This window comes from Cognaticolwellia mytili (assembly GCF_002104475.1).
GTDB lineage: Bacteria > Pseudomonadota > Gammaproteobacteria > Enterobacterales > Alteromonadaceae > Cognaticolwellia > Cognaticolwellia mytili.
In genome coordinates this window covers 185,625-203,538 of sequence record NZ_NBOF01000002.1, presented here as the reverse complement: position 1 = coordinate 203,538, position 17,914 = coordinate 185,625, and the positions used below count along the sequence as shown (strand labels likewise).

General features: G+C 39.4%; 16 protein-coding genes. 15 read left to right on the top strand and 1 reads right to left on the bottom strand.

All coding sequences use genetic code 11. The features are described from left to right. The first annotated feature begins 185 nt into the window (after positions 1 to 185). From B7C41_RS05835 to nqrM, 15 genes are all read left to right on the top strand, one after another. Complete coding sequence (locus B7C41_RS05835) at positions 186 to 1,379, top strand: hypothetical protein (RefSeq protein ID WP_085297865.1); 1,194 nt, start codon at positions 186 to 188, stop codon at positions 1,377 to 1,379. Positions 1,380 to 1,411: 32 nt separating this feature from the next. After that, positions 1,412 to 2,869: a DUF7482 domain-containing protein gene (locus B7C41_RS05830; RefSeq protein ID WP_143764311.1), complete on the top strand. Its 1,458-nt coding sequence runs from the start codon at positions 1,412 to 1,414 to the stop codon at positions 2,867 to 2,869. Positions 2,870 to 3,281: 412 nt separating this feature from the next. Continuing rightward, positions 3,282 to 3,605, top strand: a complete 324-nt coding sequence (locus B7C41_RS05825) for a BolA family protein (RefSeq protein ID WP_085297864.1) — start codon at positions 3,282 to 3,284, stop codon at positions 3,603 to 3,605. 393 nt (positions 3,606 to 3,998) lie between these two features. Continuing rightward, positions 3,999 to 4,535: a TRAP transporter small permease subunit gene (locus B7C41_RS05820; protein ID WP_085297863.1), complete on the top strand. Its 537-nt coding sequence runs from the start codon at positions 3,999 to 4,001 to the stop codon at positions 4,533 to 4,535. 2 nt (positions 4,536 to 4,537) lie between these two features. Next, a complete protein-coding gene (locus B7C41_RS05815) occupies positions 4,538 to 5,920 on the top strand; it encodes a TRAP transporter large permease (RefSeq protein ID WP_085297862.1) in 1,383 nt (460 codons plus the stop codon). A 4-nt stretch (positions 5,921 to 5,924) separates the two neighbouring features. Beyond that, positions 5,925 to 7,028, top strand: a complete 1,104-nt coding sequence (locus tag B7C41_RS05810) for a TRAP transporter substrate-binding protein (protein ID WP_085297861.1) — start codon at positions 5,925 to 5,927, stop codon at positions 7,026 to 7,028. Positions 7,029 to 7,205: 177 nt separating this feature from the next. After that, positions 7,206 to 8,396: an enoyl-ACP reductase FabV gene (gene fabV / locus B7C41_RS05805; RefSeq protein ID WP_085297860.1), complete on the top strand. Its 1,191-nt coding sequence runs from the start codon at positions 7,206 to 7,208 to the stop codon at positions 8,394 to 8,396. 499 nt (positions 8,397 to 8,895) lie between these two features. Then, entirely contained in the window at positions 8,896 to 10,233 is a 1,338-nt protein-coding gene (locus tag B7C41_RS05800; RefSeq protein WP_085297859.1) for a Na(+)-translocating NADH-quinone reductase subunit A, read from the top strand. Positions 10,234 to 10,235: 2 nt separating this feature from the next. After that, positions 10,236 to 11,438 carry an NADH:ubiquinone reductase (Na(+)-transporting) subunit B gene (locus B7C41_RS05795; protein WP_085297858.1) on the top strand — a complete coding sequence of 401 codons (1,203 nt, stop codon included), beginning with the start codon at positions 10,236 to 10,238 and terminating at the stop codon, positions 11,436 to 11,438. Then, positions 11,431 to 12,201 (top strand): Na(+)-translocating NADH-quinone reductase subunit C, encoded by a 771-nt coding sequence (locus tag B7C41_RS05790; RefSeq protein WP_085297857.1) that lies wholly within the window; start codon positions 11,431 to 11,433, stop codon positions 12,199 to 12,201. The genes B7C41_RS05795 and B7C41_RS05790 overlap by 8 nt, the downstream gene beginning before the upstream one ends. After that, on the top strand, positions 12,201 to 12,824 hold the full coding sequence (locus B7C41_RS05785) for an NADH:ubiquinone reductase (Na(+)-transporting) subunit D (RefSeq protein WP_085297856.1): 624 nt from the start codon (positions 12,201 to 12,203) through the stop codon (positions 12,822 to 12,824). Before B7C41_RS05790 ends, B7C41_RS05785 begins: the two co-directional genes overlap by 1 nt. Before the next feature lie 6 nt (positions 12,825 to 12,830). After that, positions 12,831 to 13,454, top strand: coding sequence for an NADH:ubiquinone reductase (Na(+)-transporting) subunit E (gene nqrE / locus B7C41_RS05780; protein ID WP_085297855.1), 624 nt, complete (start codon positions 12,831 to 12,833; stop codon positions 13,452 to 13,454). Between the two features lie 81 nt (positions 13,455 to 13,535). Further along, entirely contained in the window at positions 13,536 to 14,762 is a 1,227-nt protein-coding gene (nqrF, locus tag B7C41_RS05775; RefSeq protein WP_085297854.1) for an NADH:ubiquinone reductase (Na(+)-transporting) subunit F, read from the top strand. Between the two features lie 295 nt (positions 14,763 to 15,057). After that, complete coding sequence (locus B7C41_RS05770; protein ID WP_085297853.1) at positions 15,058 to 16,074, top strand: FAD:protein FMN transferase; 1,017 nt, start codon at positions 15,058 to 15,060, stop codon at positions 16,072 to 16,074. A gap of 93 nt (positions 16,075 to 16,167) precedes the next feature. Continuing rightward, positions 16,168 to 16,389 (top strand): (Na+)-NQR maturation NqrM, encoded by a 222-nt coding sequence (nqrM, locus tag B7C41_RS05765; protein WP_085297852.1) that lies wholly within the window; start codon positions 16,168 to 16,170, stop codon positions 16,387 to 16,389. A 289-nt stretch (positions 16,390 to 16,678) separates the two neighbouring features. Here nqrM and B7C41_RS05760 read toward each other — a convergent pair whose 3' ends face one another. After that, the gene (locus B7C41_RS05760) at positions 16,679 to 17,884 is read right to left on the bottom strand and encodes a HupE/UreJ family protein (protein ID WP_211279495.1); all 1,206 of its coding nucleotides are present in this window, start codon (positions 17,882 to 17,884) and stop codon (positions 16,679 to 16,681) included. Positions 17,885 to 17,914 lie beyond the last annotated feature (30 nt).

Below are 17,914 nucleotides of genomic sequence, written 5' to 3'. Positions count from 1 at the left end.
AAAGGTATCTGTAATAGATGAGATTATTTGTTTTTGATTGAGCTGTTATTTTTGTGACAGTTTCGTGATGTTTTTCTTTTTCTGTGACACTATTTATTTGTTGTCGTTATTCTTTTGTGACAGTCCTGTGACGCTTTATCTTTATGATAGTTGAGATCCCTTATTAACTCGCAAAGGTTAGCAACATGAAAAGAATAGCAACATTAGTTTCTAGTATTTTATTCGCACTAGGCTCTACACAGACAGTGGCACAACAACTAGATGATGATTCTCAGATATCTCCTCCTTCAATTGGTACAGATATTCCTGTCACGTATTTTGGGCCACCACCATCTAGTGTTGAACCAGAGCTTATTGGGCCGCTGCAATTACTGACCGCAGGCGAAATAGATTTTGACGCGGGTACCATTACGTTACCGCTATATGAAGGCCGATTAAAAGAAACTGGCGAATCTGTTTGGTATGTTATTACAGATACTACCGATGCAGATGTTGCAAAAGCTTTAGGTATTAATCATGCCGCTAAACTTGCTTTTGCTGATAACTTACGTGCCGTAAGGATTGCGGAAACAAGCTTTGACGGTACTTTGTTGTTTCATTGGGGCTCCGTTGATTTTTCTCCTGAGCGCAGTGTCGTCCCTGGAAATAGCACTGATTCCGATGCTCCAGCATTTCCACCAAGTAGTTTTCAACCAGGAGCAGTTGGTGACGAACTTTATTCTCCGTTAGTCAAAATTACCACTGCTGGCGAACATATTTACAATGCCCCTATGATTGCTTTTGGTACCAGTGCTGAAGATTTAGATTTTTGTGATAGCACGCCGGATTACTCATTAGTACATGACAAAGTTGTTAATATATGTCCTGAAGAGGGCACTGTAACTCTTGAATTAACTTCAGGGTTTAGCTTTGCTAAACCGGTCTTTTATTTAAGCACTGATGCAAATAATGAACTACCTGCGGCTTTAGAAGGAGCAATTTTTGCCCCGGGTCTACGCGATGTTGCTGTTGGTGCGGATGATTCGTTATTTAGTGCCGTTGAACGTATTTTTGGCTTCATAAATGGCCCAACTAATACCGTTGAAAATCAAGTGAATCCTCAACGACAAGGTTTCTTCAGTGCTTTATCCGGTGAAGGTGGACCACTTAATGTACTTGGTGGTATTCCAACTGTAGCAACAGATTATAGCCCGTTATGGGATCTAAATTTAGGTGAATGGACCCAGGAAGCTGTCGATAAGAATTATGTTTCTCGGTTAACCGAAGAGTTTCAAATTCTTGGCTTAGTTGAGAGAGGATTTATTACTGGGCCCGGCGGTGCTCGCTATGGCTCAACGGGTAATATTATTAATTGTCCAATCGTTCACCGTTTTTTGTAAACACTTAGCTTTAATAAACAGAGATTAATATTATGAATAAACATACCAAAGAAATACTAAGTGTTACTGCGTTATCATTAGCACTTACAGCATGTGGTGGTGACGGTTCAACTGGACCTGCAGGTCCCCAAGGACCCGCAGGTGTAGTACCACCACCAACGTTAACCGACATTACTGTTGCTGGTGGTCGCTTAGCACAGGATTTTGCTGATAGTACAAGCAGTAAAACTAACGCTTTTACATTAGTGGCAGGTAATCCTTCCGAATTTGATAGCGATGAAGATGATGTTGCTCCTGGTCCTCCTTCTGTCGGTTCTGACATCCCGTTGACTTATTTTGGACCAGCACCATCATCAGTTAATCCTAATTTAATTGGTCCGTTACAGCTATTGACGGCAGGAACGGTAGATCAACAGACAGATCCTGCAACTGTTACTCTGCCTTTATATGAAGGACGCTTAGAATCTGGTGGCCCACAAAATGGCCAACGGTTTTGGTATATAGTTACGGATACTTCGGATAAAGATAATGCCGAAGCATTAGGATTAAACTTTAGTGCGAAGCTAGCTTTTGCTGATGTTTCAGACTCTAGTGATAGCTTTAATCCTTCAGCGGTTCGAAGAGGATTTTATGACCAAGATGGTGTTTTAATAACATCAGGTGGTGCGGTTGATTTTTCAACGGTGCGCAGTGTTGAATCTAGCTCAACAGATGCTTCGGGTGTTAATAATCTGCTGTCAGCATTAACTATATCACCTGGTGCTATAGGTACAGATATCGGTGATGAAGATGGCTTTTATAGTCCACTAGTTAAAATATCTAATGCTAGAAATCATATATACAATGCTCCAATGGTTTCTTTCAATACCAACGAAACCCAGCTATCTGCCTATTGTGATGGTATTCCTGAAGGTCAAGAAGCAGCTGCAAAAGCGTTGTTGCATGATAGCGTAGTTAGTATTTGTCCTGGCGATAACGGTGAACCAGGTACTGTAACTTTAGCGTTAACATTAGGTTTTAGTTTTGGTCGCCCAGTACAGTATCTATCAACTGACGCCTCTGCTGCATTACCAGCGGCTCTAGAAGGAGCAATATATTCTCCTGCGTTAGCTAATATTGGTGTTGGTGGTGATGACTCACTATTTAGTGCTGTTGAACGAATTTTTGGTTTTACTAATGGTCCGTCAAATGTTGAATCTGAAGTTAATCCTCAGCGCCAAGGTTTTAATAGTGCGATTTTAGGTGAAGGGGGACCACTTAATGTTTTAGGTGGTATACCAACAATAGCAACAGATTATAGTCCTCTTTGGGATCTTAATTTAGGTCAATGGACGCAAGAAGCTATTGATAACGGTTACCGCTCACGAATGACCGAAGAATTTGCTATTTTAGGTATGGCTCAGCGCGGTTTTATTACTGGACCTGGCGGTTCAGCGTATGGCTCTAGTGGGATAATAATTAACTGTCCTATTGTTAATCGGTTATTGTAATAACAATTTTCCTATTAATGGAATAACGTAAATAAAAAACCGCTAATGCAAATTGGCGGTTTTTTTGTCTAACAGAAACTATAAAAGTTTCAGATGTTCAGATTTGTTGAAAACGAGAGTTTAGTTTATGTATATCGAGTATTAAAAAAAGGTTAATGATCGTGCTTTCAGAACTAGCTTGTAAACCATGAGCAATAAATACCATACCTCTAGCTTCATTGGCAATTTAAAAAGTAACTGTTAAACATTAACTTTATCCTTCCGATAAAGCTTTTGGCGTTCAGTCATTAATTAATAAACGAAAAATAAATATGTGAAATTATGCAGTCAGCCATCTAGATAGATGGCATAATTATCGACAATGACTAAAATTAATAGTGGTCGATAACGGATCAAATCCAGGAAAAATAATATGACAATAGAAGCTGTAATCCAAGAAAAGTTACTTTCTGCATTTTCACCCATCCACCTCGATGTCATCAATGAAAGCCATCAGCATAACGTTGCGCCGGGTAGCGAATCACACTTTAAAGTTATTATTGTATCAGAGGATTTTGAAGGTGAGCGTTTGATTAAACGTCATCGTGCCATTAATTCTTTGCTGGCTACAGAGCTAGCTGAAAAAATACATGCTTTGGCACTACATACCTATACTGAAACCGAATGGCAAAATTATTACGCAGATAATACACCTTTATCTCCAAATTGCTTAGGAGGCGGTAAAAAGGCGGGATAACTTTTTCATGTAATTCGCGTAAAATTATCGTTACTTTACATAGGCACCGTTAATATTATATTAGCGGTGTTGTTTTATGTACAGGAAGTACGGTATATCGCGGGTGCATGGATGCACAGGAGCGTGTATGTACAGGAAGTACGGTCAGTTTTTATGTTCCAGACAAAAATTAAGTACCTACATCCATGTAGGCAATATCGCGGGTGCATGGATGCACAGGAGCGTGTATGTACAGGAAGTACGGTCAGTTTTTATGTTCCAGACAAAAACTAAGTACCTACATCCATGTAGGCAATATCGCGGGTGCATGGATGTACAGGAGCGTGTATCTACGGTACAATTTTTGACGGTATAACTTCCAAAACTCAAATAATAAAAAGAAATGGAATAGCTATGTTGCTAACTACTGCCAGTAAGCTTGTGCGCATTATCGATTCATTTACTGAAATGTTAGGTAAAATGATTTCTTGGTTGACGCTGCTAATGGTTTTACTGACCTTTACTATTGTTGTATTGCGCTACGGCTTTAATCTTGGCTGGATTGCGATGCAAGAATCAGTGCTGTATTTTCATGGCATTGTATTTATGCTCGGTGCGGCATATACCTTAAAGCACGATGGCCACGTACGTGTTGATATTTTCTATCAAAAGTTCTCTTTAATACAAAAGGCGTGGGTCAATTTAATTGGTGGCTTAGTACTTTTGATGCCAGTTTGTGTCTTTATATTTTTTATTAGTATTAACTATGTTTTAGCCGCATGGCAGATCATGGAACGTTCTTCTGAAGCTGGTGGTTTACCGCTAGTTTATCTTAATAAAACACTTATTCTAACACTTGCCGTTACTATGCTTTTTCAAGGGCTAGCAGAAGTTTTACGTAATCTATTAGTCATTATCTCTGCAAATAAACTTACTATGAACGAGGTTTAGTAATGGAATATATCTCGTTATTAATGTTTGCCGCCGTGTGTGGTGTTTTGTTGCTGGGCTATCCTGTTGCGTTGTCATTAGCGGGTGTTGCGCTAATTTTTGCTGGCATTGGTGTTAGTAGCGGCTTTTTTGAAGTGGCATTTTTACATGCATTGCCAAATCGCCTTTATGGTGTACTCAATAATCAAACCTTATTAGCCGTACCATTATTTGTTTTTATGGGCGCAATGTTAGAACGCTCGAAAGTTGCCGAAAACTTATTAAATGCCATGGCCTTATTATTTGGTCGTTTTAATGCGGGCTTAGCAATATCAGTGACTTTAGTCGGCATGTTGCTTGCAGCAAGTACTGGCATTGTTGGTGCTACAGTAGTCACTATGGGTTTGTTGTCACTACCAACGATGTTAAAACGTGGTTATAGTCCGGCGTTTTCGTCTGGTATTATTTGCGCAACGGGTACGCTCGGACAAATAATACCTCCTTCAATTGCTTTGGTTTTGCTGGGCGATGTACTCTCAAGTGCTTATCAAAAAGCGCAATTAACCATGGGAATATTTAATCCCAAAACCGTATCAGTAGGGGATTTATTCGCCGGTGCGGTAATACCTGGCTTGATACTGGTGGCTTTCTATATTTTATATTGCATATTTGTCGCAGTATTTAAACCAGATGACATTCCTAAACGTATAAAGTTGAACAATGATGAAACTGAGCAAAAACTTACCATTGCTATGTTTGTTTCTGCATTGTTACCGCCATTGTTATTAATGTTTTCTGTACTAGGTTCAATATTATTGGGTTTTGCAACGCCAACAGAGGCCGCCGGAGTAGGCGCAACAGGGGCTTTGTTGTTAGCATTATGGAAAAAACAATTATCGAAAGACAATTTAACCGCAGTTATGCAAACTACCGTTAAAATCACTTCAATGGTGTTTTTGATTTTGATCGGTGCAAGCCTATTTTCACTGGTTTTTCGTGGCTTCGGCGGTGAAGAACTTGTTCATGGGCTTTTTCAGCAAATGCCAGGTGGGGTTGTCGGTGCAACACTTATTGTCATGTTGGTGATATTTCTTTTGGGTTTTATTTTAGACTTTATTGAAATAACCTTTGTTGTAGTGCCAATTGTTGCACCGGTATTGCTTGCCATGGGACTTGATCCAGTTTGGTTAGGTATTATGATTGCAGTGAACTTACAAACCTCCTTTTTAACACCTCCTTTTGGCTTTGCATTATTTTATCTGCGTGGTGTTGCCGATAAATCAGTGCCAACTTCTGCAATATATAAAGGTGTGATCCCTTTTATTATTATACAGTTAATATTATTGTGTACTTTAGCTTATTGGCCGAGTTTAGTGACTTGGTTACCCAACGTAATATACGGATAGCATTATGATAAAAAAAATAACCCGTTCTTTTTCAGTATTAGCCCTTTCATTGTTTGTTTTAACTGGTTGTGGTGAAAATAAAACGTCTGCAGTTACCGAAGGTAATGTACAACCTGAGCAAGAAAAGTTTGCTTGGAAATTAGTGACCTCTTGGCCGAAGAATTTCCCTGGTTTAGGTATGGCGCCAGAAAAATTTGCAAAACATGTTAACGCCATGAGTAACGGACGTTTAACCGTAAAAGTTTACGGTGCAGGTGAATTAGTTCCAGGTTTTGAAGTATTTGACGCGGTGTCGCAAGGCACAGTGCAAATGGGCCATAGTGGTTCATACTACTGGAAAGGAAAAATACCAGCCGCCCCTATTTTTAGTGCCATTCCATTTGGTATGACAGCGACTGAGTTTAATGCTTGGTTGCATTACGGTGGTGGTATAGAGCTTTGGCAAGAGTTGTATCAGCCGTTTGGCATCAAGCCATTACCTGGTGGTAATTCTGGCGCACAATTTGGTGGCTGGTTTAAAAAAGAAATTAACTCAGTTGCTGATTTACAAGGTTTGAAAATGCGTATCCCAGGACTTGCTGGTGAAGTACTTAAAAGTGCTGGCGCAATTCCAGTAACGTTAACAGGCGGCGAAATATTTTCTGCGCTACAAAGTGGTGCTATTGATGCAACTGAGTGGGTAGGGCCTTATAATGATTTGGCTTTTGGTTTCTATCAAGCTGCTGACTATTATTATTCTTCCGTTTGGCATGAACCCGGCACAGGTTTAGAGTTTCTAATTAATCAACAAGCATTTGATGCCTTACCTGCTGACTTGCAAGCTATTGTTGAAGTTGCGGCTAATGCTGTTAATGAGTCAACATTGGCAGAATATAACGCACGTAATAACGCCGCATTAAAAACTTTGCTCGAAGAGCATAAAGTGCAATTGCGTCAATTTCCTATGGAAGTTATGCAAGCGCTAAAACAGCATACTGATGCGCTGATAGTTGAGCAAGTTGCTGCTGATAAAGACTTTGCGCGGGTTTGGCAATCTTATAGCGAATTCCTTGCTTCTATGCATGAATTTAACAAGCTAACGTTGCAGTCGTACTATGAAAATCGCTAATTTTTCATAAATTTCATATTTTTCCGACTGGTCGCACCTCTTAATGGCTCAAGCAAGAGTAAACTAGTCGGCAATTTCATTTTAAAAATCAATTTATCACTAAGCATTACAAAGCTTGCTAGCATTAATTAATGCTTTTAAGTTTGGGGGCTAGAGTGATGTTAAAAAGGTATTGTTATGGTTATTAAGCCAAAAATTCGTGGTTTTATTTGTACTAACGCTCACCCTAATGGTTGTGCTGCACACGTTAATGAACAAATTTCTTATGTTAAAAGTCAAACTCAAGCGACAGCTAAGCCTAAAAATGTTTTGGTGATTGGTGCGTCAACTGGTTACGGTTTATCGTCACGCATCACAGCCGCTTTTGGCAATAATGCAAAAACCTTAGGTATTTTCTTTGAAAAGCCACCAACAGAAAAGAAAACGGCTTCTGCCGGTTGGTATAATACTGCAGCATTTCAAGCTGCAGCTGATGACGCTGGTATCTGGTCAAAAAATATTAATGGCGATGCTTTTTCTCATGAAATTAAAGCAAAAGCTATCGAAACTATTAAAGCTGAATTAGGTGAAATTGACCTAGTTATCTACAGCTTGGCATCACCTCGACGAACAGATCCTGATACCGGTGAAGTCTATTCTTCAACGCTTAAGCCAATTGGACAAAGTGTTACTACTAAGAATTTAAATACTTCAAAACGTGTGATTGATTCTGTATCTGTTGAAGCGGCAACTGAGGCTGATATTCAAGGCACTATCGATGTGATGGGCGGTGCAGATTGGGAGCTTTGGATCAAAGCTTTACAAGAAGCTGGCGTGCTTGCTAATGGTTTTAAAACCACTTCTTATACGTATATTGGTAAAAAATTAACTTGGCCAATATACGGCCATGCGACTATTGGTCGTGCAAAAGAAGATCTTGATAGAGCAGCAGCAGCGATTAAAGAAAGCACTAAAGAACTTGCAGGCGAAGCTCATGTTACGTCTTTAAATGCGGTAGTAACACAGGCAAGCTCGGCAATTCCAATTATGCCTTTATATATTTCAGCAATGTTTAAAGTGATGAAAGCTGATGGTACTTATCAAGGTTGTATTGAGCAAATTCAAGATTTGTTCCGTGAAAATTTATATGGTGAATCACCGCGTTTAGATGATGGTGGTCGTTTATTCCAAAACTATAAAGAGCTTGAAGATAGCGTTCAAGACCGAGTGACAGAAATTTGGAATACCGTTGATACAGACACTATTGATGAGTTAACTGATTACGCTAATTACCATGGTGAATTCTTGAAGTTATTTGGCTTTAACGTTGATGGCGTTGACTATGACGCTGATGTTAGCCCTGAGTTAGCAATTAACAACTTGGTTTAAGTAACCGTTTTATTGCCTAATGAGTGATTTAACTCATTAATATAAAAAAACCGACAACTAAGTCGGTTTTTTTATGTCTGTTCATCAAACTTTATTGTAAATAAAACTGAAAAAGCACGATTTATTATTTAGGGTCAATAGGTAAATTTCAAGCTGCATATATACTTAATTGTTGAAATTTCCGGCCAAAAAAGAAGTTTTTGTCTGATAATCGCCCAAAATATAGATAATTCGTCTAAATTGTTATTTATTGTCGTGCTTAACATAGAATAAAAAGGTGATTTTGTGCTAGAATCGCGCCAGAAATTTTAACTAGAGCCAGTGAAGCTTAATTTGCTAATTACAAATTAAGATTTTACTGAAATACACTGAAATCGGTCATTTGTGTTACTTAACTGCGATAATTACATTAACTTGCAAAGGTTTTGTAATAGCTGAGCGCAGTTAAGTAAATAAATAATTGATTTTGATACTCCCATCAAAAGTAGTGCAAGTGTTTATGATTACAATAAAAAAAGGTCTGGACGTTCCTGTAGTAGGCGCCCCCCAGCAGGTAATCCATGATGGTCCGTCCATCAAAACCGTTGCAACATTAGGTGAAGAGTTTGTGGGTATGCGCCCAACCATGTTCGTTAAGGTTGGAGATAGCGTTAAAAAAGGTCAGGCACTTTTTGAAGATAAAAAGAATCCTGGCGTTAAATTCACAGCTCAAGCTTCAGGTGTTGTTAAAGAAATTAATCGTGGCGAAAAACGCGTATTGCAGTCAGTTGTTATCGAAGTAGATGGCAATGAGCAAGAAACGTTTAGCAGTTTTACCGCTAGCGAACTTAACTCAATTGCTCGTGAAGATGTTGTTGCAAACCTAGTAAATTCAGGTTTGTGGACAGCATTACGTACGCGTCCATTCAGTAAAGTTCCTGCAGTTGATGCAACGCCAACCGCTATATTTGTAAGTGCAATGGATACTAATCCATTGGCTGGCGACCCTGCGATTATTATTGCCGAACAAAGTGAAGCATTCATTAACGGTTTAACCGTTTTGTCGCGCTTAACTGACGGTGAAGTTTTCGTTAGTAAAGCACCAGGTGCTGATATTGCTGTTAATTCATCTGCCAAGGTAAATGAATTTGCTGGCAAACATCCTGCTGGTTTAGTTGGTACGCACATGCATTTCTTGAAGCCAGTAAGTGCTGATAAGGTTGCGTGGCACGCAGGTTATCAAGATGTTATTGCCATTGGTAAGTTGTTTGTTACTGGCGAACTTGATAGCAATCGAGTAATTTCTTTAGCTGGTCCTGCAGCAAAGAATCCTCGTTTGGTTCGTACAACTTTAGGGGCCAATGCTGCTGATTTAACGGCAAATGAAACGCTTGAAGGCGAGCTGTGTATTGTTTCTGGTTCACTTTTGTTGGGCTCAGTTGCTTCTGGCGTACACGGCTATTTAGGTCGTTACCACACTCAAGTATCTCTTCTTTTAGAAGGTAGAGAAAAAGAGTTTATTGGTTACATGTACCCAGGTCCAAATAAATTCTCTGTTACTCGTGCTTATATGTCTCACTTCTTCTCTAAGAAGTTGTTTAATATGACGACCACGACTAATGGTAGCCCTCGTTCTATGGTACCAATTGGTAATTTTGAACGTGTTATGCCGTTAGACATTTTACCAACTATGTTATTGCGTGATTTATGTGCCGGTGATACTGACGGCGCGCAACAACTTGGTGCTTTAGAGTTAGATGAAGAAGATTTAGCTTTATGTACGTTTGTTTGCCCTGGTAAAACAGATTACGGTGTGATCCTTCGTGATTGCCTAACCACAATTGAGAAGGAAGGTTAGTCATGGGCTTGAAAAAGTTTTTTGAAGATATCGAACCGCAATTTGAAAAAGGCGGTAAGCTTGAAACTTGGTACGCGCTTTACGAAGCCGTAGCTACGGGGTTATTTACTCCGGGTCAAGTGAACAAAGGTCAAACTCACGTTCGTGACAGTATTGATCTTAAACGTATCATGATCACAGTATGGCTAGCGGTTTTCCCTGCCATGTTCTGGGGTATGTACAATATTGGTTTCCAAGCGACCGAAGCATTAGTTGCTGGTTATTCTTTACCTGATACATGGCAAGTAGGTTTGTTTGAATTAGTAGGTGGTAGCTTAGCGGCTGACTCTGGCTGGTTTAGCATGATGCTTTACGGCGCTATGTTCTTCTTACCTATTTACGCAACGGTATTTATTGTTGGTGGTTTTTGGGAAGTATTGTTTGCGACAGTTCGTAAGCATGAAGTGAACGAAGGTTTCTTCGTAAGCTCTATTCTGTTCGCATTAATCCTACCGGCAACAATTCCATTGTGGCAAGCAGCTATCGGTATTACTTTTGGTATTGTTATTGCCAAAGAAGTATTCGGTGGTACAGGTAAAAACTTCTTGAACCCAGCATTAGCGGGTCGTGCGTTTTTATTCTTTGCTTACCCAAGTGAAATCTCAGGCGACGCTGTATGGGTTGCTGCTGATGGTTTCTCTGGTGCAACAGCACTTAGTGCTGCGAACCAAGGTCTTTTAGATTATTCAGTTAACGCTGACTGGTGGAACGCTTTCTGGGGTTATATTCCAGGTTCTGTTGGTGAAGTTTCTACTGCGATGATTTTACTTGGTGGTGCATATATCCTTTATAAAGGTATTGCGTCATGGCGCATCGTGTTAGGTGTGTTCGGCGGTATGGTTGCTATGTCAATGCTACTTAATGCTATTGGAAGCGACACGAATGCAATGTTTGCTATGCCTTGGTACTGGCACTTAGTTACTGGTGGTTTTGCCTTTGGTATGATGTTTATGGCAACTGACCCAGTTTCAGCGTCATTCACTAATACTGGTAAATACTGGTTTGGTGCGCTTGTTGGCATCATGGTAGTACTAGTACGTGTTGTTAACCCTGCATTCCCAGAAGGCATGATGTTAGCCATTTTATTCGCTAACTTATTTGCGCCGCTTTTCGACTACTTTGTCGTTCAAGGGAACATCAAACGGAGGCTTGCTCGCAATGTCTAGTAATAAAGAAACGTTTGGCAAAACGGTTGGTTTTGTATTTGTTGTTTGTTTAGTTTGTGCTGCACTAGTTTCTGTTTCTGCAGTAGCTTTAAAGCCACTACAAACAGCGAACAAGTTGCTTGATAAGCAAACTAAGATTTTAGAAACTTCTGGCTTATTAGAGCTTGCAGGTAACGATATTGTTGGTACTTACAACAAATATGTCGACGCTAAAATGATTAACTTGGAAACAGGTAAAGTTGTTGAAGGTGATGTTGATATGTTTGAAGAACGTGCCGATGCTCGTGATAAAGCAAAAAGTTCAAAACCTGAAAACGATATTGCTGGTTTAAGCCGTCGTGCTGATAACGCTGTTGTTTATTTTGTTAAAGATGAACAAGGTAAAGTATCTACGATTGTATTACCTATCGTTGGCTCTGGCTTATGGGACCTAATGTATGGTTTTATCGGTTTAGAATCTGATATGAATACCGTTAAAAGTGTTATTTACTCTGACCTTAAAGAAACTCCTGGACTTGGTGCTGAAGTACTAAACCCAAGATGGAAAGCTTTATGGCCAGGTAAGAAAATGTTTGATGAGCAAAACAACGTAGCAATTAAAATTGTTAAAGGTGGCGCTAAAGCTGGCGACATTCACGGTGTAGATGCTTTATCAGGTGCAACATTAACCAGTAATGGTGTTGAGCGTACTATACGCTTTTGGTTAGGTAAAGAAGGTTACGGCCCATTTATTACTAACTATCGCGCTGGAGGATTGAAATAATGTCTACAGATACTAAAAAGGTTTTATTTGGCCCTGTAGCTGATAACAACCCAATTGCTTTACAAGTTTTAGGTGTATGTTCTGCACTTGCTGTAACAAGTAACATGGCTAACGCCTTAGTTATGACGATTGCGGTAATGATAGTAACGGCATTCTCTAACTTATTTATCTCGTTGATTCGTAATCAAATACCTTCAAGTGTTCGTATTATCGTACAAATGGCAATTATTGCCTCGTTAGTAATCGTGGTTGACCAAGTATTAAAAGCATTTTCATACCAGTTATCGAAAGAGCTTTCTGTATACATTGGTTTGATCATTACTAACTGTATTGTAATGGGTCGTGCTGAAGCATTTGCGATGAAAGAAAAGCCAGGCGTAAGTTTCCTTGATGGTTTAGGTAACGGCTTAGGTTACGGTGCAGTCTTAATGATTGTTGCTTTTTTCCGCGAACTATTTGGTTTTGGTCAAATTTTTGGAATGGAGATTTTACCTCTTATTCAAAACGGTGGCTGGTACCAAGGTAATGGCTTATTAGTCTTACCATTCAGTTCATTCTTCATTATCGGTTTAATCATCTGGGCAATTCGCCAGTGGAAACCAGAACAAGTAGAGAAGGACTAAGCAGTCATGGAACATTATTTAAGTTTATTTGTTAAAACCATATTTATTGAAAATATGGCATTAACCTTCTTCCTTGGTATGTGTACATTCTTAGCTGTTTCTAAGAAAGTAAGCACAGCAATTGGTTTAGGTGTTGCGGTTGTTGTGGTATTAGGTATTGCTGTACCTGCTAACCAAATCATTTATCAAGCAATTTTAGCGCCTGGTGCGTTAGATAGTTTGATGGGTGTTACTGACCCAGCAGATTCTATTGATTTAAGCTTTTTGTCTTTCATTACGTTTATCGGTGTGATTGCGGCATTAGTACAAATTCTTGAAATGGTACTAGATAAATACTTCCCAGCTTTATATCAAGCGCTTGGTATTTTCTTACCGTTGATCACAGTTAACTGTGCAATCTTCGGTGGCGTTTCATTCATGGTTGCGAAAAACCTAACTCTTGGCGAAAGTGTTGTTTACGGCATTGGCTCAGGTGTTGGTTGGATGTTAGCTATTGTATTGATGGCTGGACTTCGCGAAAAGATGAAATACTCAGATGTACCTAATGGCTTAAAAGGCTTAGGTATTACGTTTATTACTGCAGGATTGATGGCGTTCGGCTTTCTTTCTTTCGGTGGTATTTCACTTTAGGTTAATGTCGGTTTTAGCTTGCTTTCATTTTAGTGTGAATGGCGTAGCTAAAACCCTTAAAGAAGATTAAAGGAAAAGTCGATGGAAATAATTATTCTCGGCGTATCGATGTTTACCTTGATAGTACTAGCGTTAGTGATGGTGATTTTATTCGCTAAATCTAAGTTAGTTTCTACAGGTGACGTTACGATTAGCATCAATGGCGATCCAGAAAAAGCAGTAACAACTGCTGCAGGTGGAAAGCTTTTAGGCGCGCTTGCTGACCAAGGTATTTTTGTACCGTCAGCATGTGGTGGCGGTGGTACTTGTGGCCAATGTCGTGTTGACATTCATTCAGGTGGTGGCGATATTTTACCAACTGAATTAGGTCATATCACTAAGCGTGAAGCAAAAGAAGGTTGTCGTTTAGCATGTCAAGTGGCTGTTAAACAAGACATGGATATTGTACTTGAAGATGAAATCTTCGGTGTTCAACAATGGGAATGTGAAGTTATCTCTAACGATAACCAAGCAACGTTCATTAAAGAACTTAAGTTACAAATTCCTAATGGTGAATCTGTACCATTTAAAGCTGGTGGTTATATTCAAATTGAAGCGCCGGCGCATCATGTAAAATATAGCGACTTTGATATTGATGACCAATACAAAGGTGATTGGAATCATTTTGGCTTTTTTGATGTTGAATCAAAAGTAGATGAGCCAACGTTACGTGCGTATTCAATGGCCAACTATCCAGAGGAAGAAGGCATTATTATGCTTAACGTGCGTATTGCTACGCCGCCTCCTGGACGTTTACATTTACCAGCAGGTAAAATGTCGTCTTATATCTTTAGCTTAAAAGCTGGTGATAAAGTAACTATTTCAGGTCCATTTGGCGAGTTCTTCGCGAAAGAAACTGATAACGAAATGGTATTTATCGGTGGTGGTGCTGGTATGGCGCCAATGCGTTCACATATCTTCGATCAACTTAAGCGTTTGCAGTCTAAACGTAAAATGTCGTTCTGGTATGGTGCTCGTTCTAAACGTGAAATGTTCTATGAAGATGATTACAATGGCCTTGCGGCTGATAATGATAACTTCGAATGGCATGTTGCGTTATCAGACCCACAACCCGAAGATAACTGGGATGGCATGACAGGTTTCATCCACAATGTACTTCATGAAAACTACTTAAAAGATCATGAAGCGCCAGAAGATTGTGAGTACTACATGTGTGGTCCTCCAATGATGAACGCTGCGGTTATTCATATGTTGAAAGATCTTGGTGTTGAAGATGAGAACATCATGTTAGATGACTTTGGTGGCTAACATAGGGTAACTTTTTTCTCTTTGCTATTTCCCTTATTAGCTGCATCGAAGGTGCTCATTGACTAACGTCAACTCTGCGCCTTCTCTTTGCTCTAAAGTGAACTAGCTTCGAGCTGAAAAGCTACCTAAGCTTGCCAATTGTTAAGCTAAGATAAAAGGCGACTTCGGTCGTCTTTTTAATATTTATAAGAAAAACTCAGATAACCAAAATTATTTACTTTAGCTAAAAGCACTGTGGCCTTCTGCCAAGTGAACAGTGGTTTTAGCTAAATTAAATTTTATAAAGGATATTGTTATGCAATATAGAATTAAGCTGGTTTTAGCAACACTTGCGGTATTTGTGCTCAGTGGTTGTTTTCCAAGTAATGATCTTGCTCGGCAGGAATATTACCTACAGGGTAAAACGATGGGTACAACTTATAATATTAAAGTTGTCGGTGAAAACGTTGACACAGCTAAATTACAACAAGGTATTGATGAGCAACTTAAACAGCTAAATCAGGAAATGTCGACTTACATTGCCGATTCAGAATTATCACAATTTAACCAGTCAACTTCACTCGAGTCGACTAAGGTTTCTAAAGGTTTAGCTAGAGTAATTAAAGAAGCAATACGTTTAGGCGAATTAAGCAATGGTGCACTTGATGTTACCGTTGGGCCTTTGGTTAATTTATGGGGATTCGGCCCAGAATATCGCCCAGAAACGGTGCCAAGTAATGAGCTATTAGCAAGCACTAGAGCACGCATTGGTTTAGATAAGCTAACTTTTGAAAACGGCATGTTAGCTAAAACTATTCCTGATCTTTATGTGGACTTATCGACTATTGCTAAAGGCTATGGTGTTGACTTAGTTGCTGAGTTTATTGAAATGAATGGTATCAATGACTACTTAGTGGAAATAGGCGGAGAAATGCGTCTTAAGGGCTTTAAACATACCGGAGAGCTTTGGCATGTTGCCATAGAAAAGCCTTTGAGTACTGAACGTGCAGTTCATCAAATAATTATTCCCAAAGATAATGCAGTAGCAACGTCAGGTGATTACCGAATTTATTTTGAAGCTGATGGTCAACGATTTTCGCATATCATAGACCCAGAAACAGGCAAGCCAATTAGCCATAAACTGGTCTCTGTTACAGTGATACACCCATCTTCTATGACTGCAGACGGGTTATCAACTGCGATGATGGTAATGGGAGAAGAGAAAGCGTTGGCATTTGCAAAGGAAAATGAACTTGCGGCATACATTATTGCGAAAACAGATCATGGCTTTGTTGAGCAAAGCACGGTAAAATTCATGCAATACCTCAAGTAGGTTTGCATGCTTTCAATTCGGTTAAGTAAATTACTCAGTATTTGATTTATTAATCAATGCAATAAAATATTATTAAATAGGTTTGTACTCATTATGGCTATGTTTTTAATCACCTTAGGCTTTTTTCTCGTTATTGTTATGGCAATGGCTGTTGGTTATATTTTTCAAAAGAAAACCTTAGCAGGCAGCTGTGGTGGCTTAGCTAATGTGGGTATTGAAAAGTCGTGTAACTGCGATAATCCATGTGAGAAGCGTCAAGAGCGTGAGCGAGTAGCTGCGCTAGAAGTTGGCGATATTAGTGTAAAAAACATTTAGGTTATTGATGGTAATAGCGCTTGGCTATGACCATAAAGTAATAACAAAAAGGTGAGCTTAGCTCACCTTTTTTATGTACACGATGTACGGTATAAGGCGAGTGCATGGATGCACATGAGCGTATATATTCAGGCCGTTCTTAGCCATCCATGGCTCCACGGCATTAGTGCATCCATGCACGTCGATGAATGGTATCTCGTGAGTGCATGGCCGTTCTTAGGCATCCTTGCGTTCACAGCATTAATACGTCCATGTATATCGATCCGAAAGCGCGAATATGCACTTTAGATTAGAACACTCGCTCAATTACCCAGTATGCCGCCGTTATAGCAATACCAATGTTAAGTGCTTTAACTACTGTCGACTGATACCACTGCTTTTTCATTATTGGTGCCAAACATAAGAAAGCAATACAGATAACGCTAAGTTGCCCTAACTCAACACCAATATTGAATGAGATCAGACTTAAGGCATATTGGCTCTCTGGTAGCCCTACATCACTTAGCACTGACGCAAAGCCCAAACCATGTAATAGACCAAAGGCAAATATTACTGGCATACGCGTGTGACTAACAGTGGTTGATTTAGCTAGATAAATGTTCTCTAGTGCCACATATAAAATAGAAAGCGCTATTAGGGGTTCAACAATAGCGCTTGGCAATTGCACTATGCCATAAATGCCCAGCGCTAGAGTGATGGTATGAGCTAGTGTAAAAGCTGAAACCTGCCAAAGTAGGGTTGAGAAGCTTTTGGCAAATAAAAATAATGCGAGCACAAAAAGGATGTGATCAAGGCCGCGAGGCAAAATATGAACAAACCCTTGCACGATATAGTCTTTTGTCACCTTAATTGATGAGTTAATCGTACTGCTTGATTCACTTTCACTAATAGTAACTTTAAAATTTTCGCTGAACTCATTATTTGAGACTAAATCATGTTTTGGTCTAATAACTGTTAATTGCACATCTGATAACAAAGGTGAAAATTGCACACTTACCGAATCAGCCCCATTTGGTATTCTCCCAGCAGTATGCAGCTCAGTTTGCGTATTGGTCCTTTCATCAGTTAAAGAAAGAGTTTTCTTTAACTGGCTCAGTGATAAACCACTTAGCAGGTTTATATTCTGTTCATAGCTTTGCACAAGCATAGCGTTATCTTTTATTTCATCGTCTACATTGTTTTTTGGATGAGCAAAACGAATGTAGGTTTGCTGAGTTAAATCATTGTGGAGATTATCTAATAACTGCTTTTGCTGACTAAATGACATAGCGCTCAAACTTTCTATCACTTTAGTATCATCACCTATTATGTTTTGGTAATTCTTTAGCAGGTGTAAAATATCTACGGTAATGGTCAATTGATATTGCTCTGAGCCCTCAAGGGAAAGTGTTGCTTTGTTGATATCACTGGTGTGCGCCAAGCAAAAATTTACCGTGACACTGAATAGCATCAGTGAAAGGGAAAGTAATAGTGTTGAGGTGAATTGCTTTAGCAAAGTCGTTTCCTAAAATAATGATGATTAAAG

Bases quoted from the DNA above. Each gene is read 5' to 3' on its own strand.
- B7C41_RS05835 (WP_085297865.1), top strand. From the start codon at position 186: ATGAAAAGAATAGCAACATTAGTTTCTAGTATTTTATTCGCACTAGGC.
- B7C41_RS05830 (WP_143764311.1), top strand. From the start codon at position 1,412: ATGAATAAACATACCAAAGAAATACTAAGTGTTACTGCGTTATCATTA.
- B7C41_RS05825 (WP_085297864.1), top strand. From the start codon at position 3,282: ATGACAATAGAAGCTGTAATCCAAGAAAAGTTACTTTCTGCATTTTCA.
- B7C41_RS05820 (WP_085297863.1), top strand. From the start codon at position 3,999: ATGTTGCTAACTACTGCCAGTAAGCTTGTGCGCATTATCGATTCATTT.
- B7C41_RS05815 (WP_085297862.1), top strand. From the start codon at position 4,538: ATGGAATATATCTCGTTATTAATGTTTGCCGCCGTGTGTGGTGTTTTG.
- B7C41_RS05810 (WP_085297861.1), top strand. From the start codon at position 5,925: ATGATAAAAAAAATAACCCGTTCTTTTTCAGTATTAGCCCTTTCATTG.
- fabV (WP_085297860.1), top strand. From the start codon at position 7,206: ATGGTTATTAAGCCAAAAATTCGTGGTTTTATTTGTACTAACGCTCAC.
- B7C41_RS05800 (WP_085297859.1), top strand. From the start codon at position 8,896: ATGATTACAATAAAAAAAGGTCTGGACGTTCCTGTAGTAGGCGCCCCC.
- B7C41_RS05795 (WP_085297858.1), top strand. From the start codon at position 10,236: ATGGGCTTGAAAAAGTTTTTTGAAGATATCGAACCGCAATTTGAAAAA.
- B7C41_RS05790 (WP_085297857.1), top strand. From the start codon at position 11,431: ATGTCTAGTAATAAAGAAACGTTTGGCAAAACGGTTGGTTTTGTATTT.
- B7C41_RS05785 (WP_085297856.1), top strand. From the start codon at position 12,201: ATGTCTACAGATACTAAAAAGGTTTTATTTGGCCCTGTAGCTGATAAC.
- nqrE (WP_085297855.1), top strand. From the start codon at position 12,831: ATGGAACATTATTTAAGTTTATTTGTTAAAACCATATTTATTGAAAAT.
- nqrF (WP_085297854.1), top strand. From the start codon at position 13,536: ATGGAAATAATTATTCTCGGCGTATCGATGTTTACCTTGATAGTACTA.
- B7C41_RS05770 (WP_085297853.1), top strand. From the start codon at position 15,058: ATGCAATATAGAATTAAGCTGGTTTTAGCAACACTTGCGGTATTTGTG.
- nqrM (WP_085297852.1), top strand. From the start codon at position 16,168: ATGGCTATGTTTTTAATCACCTTAGGCTTTTTTCTCGTTATTGTTATG.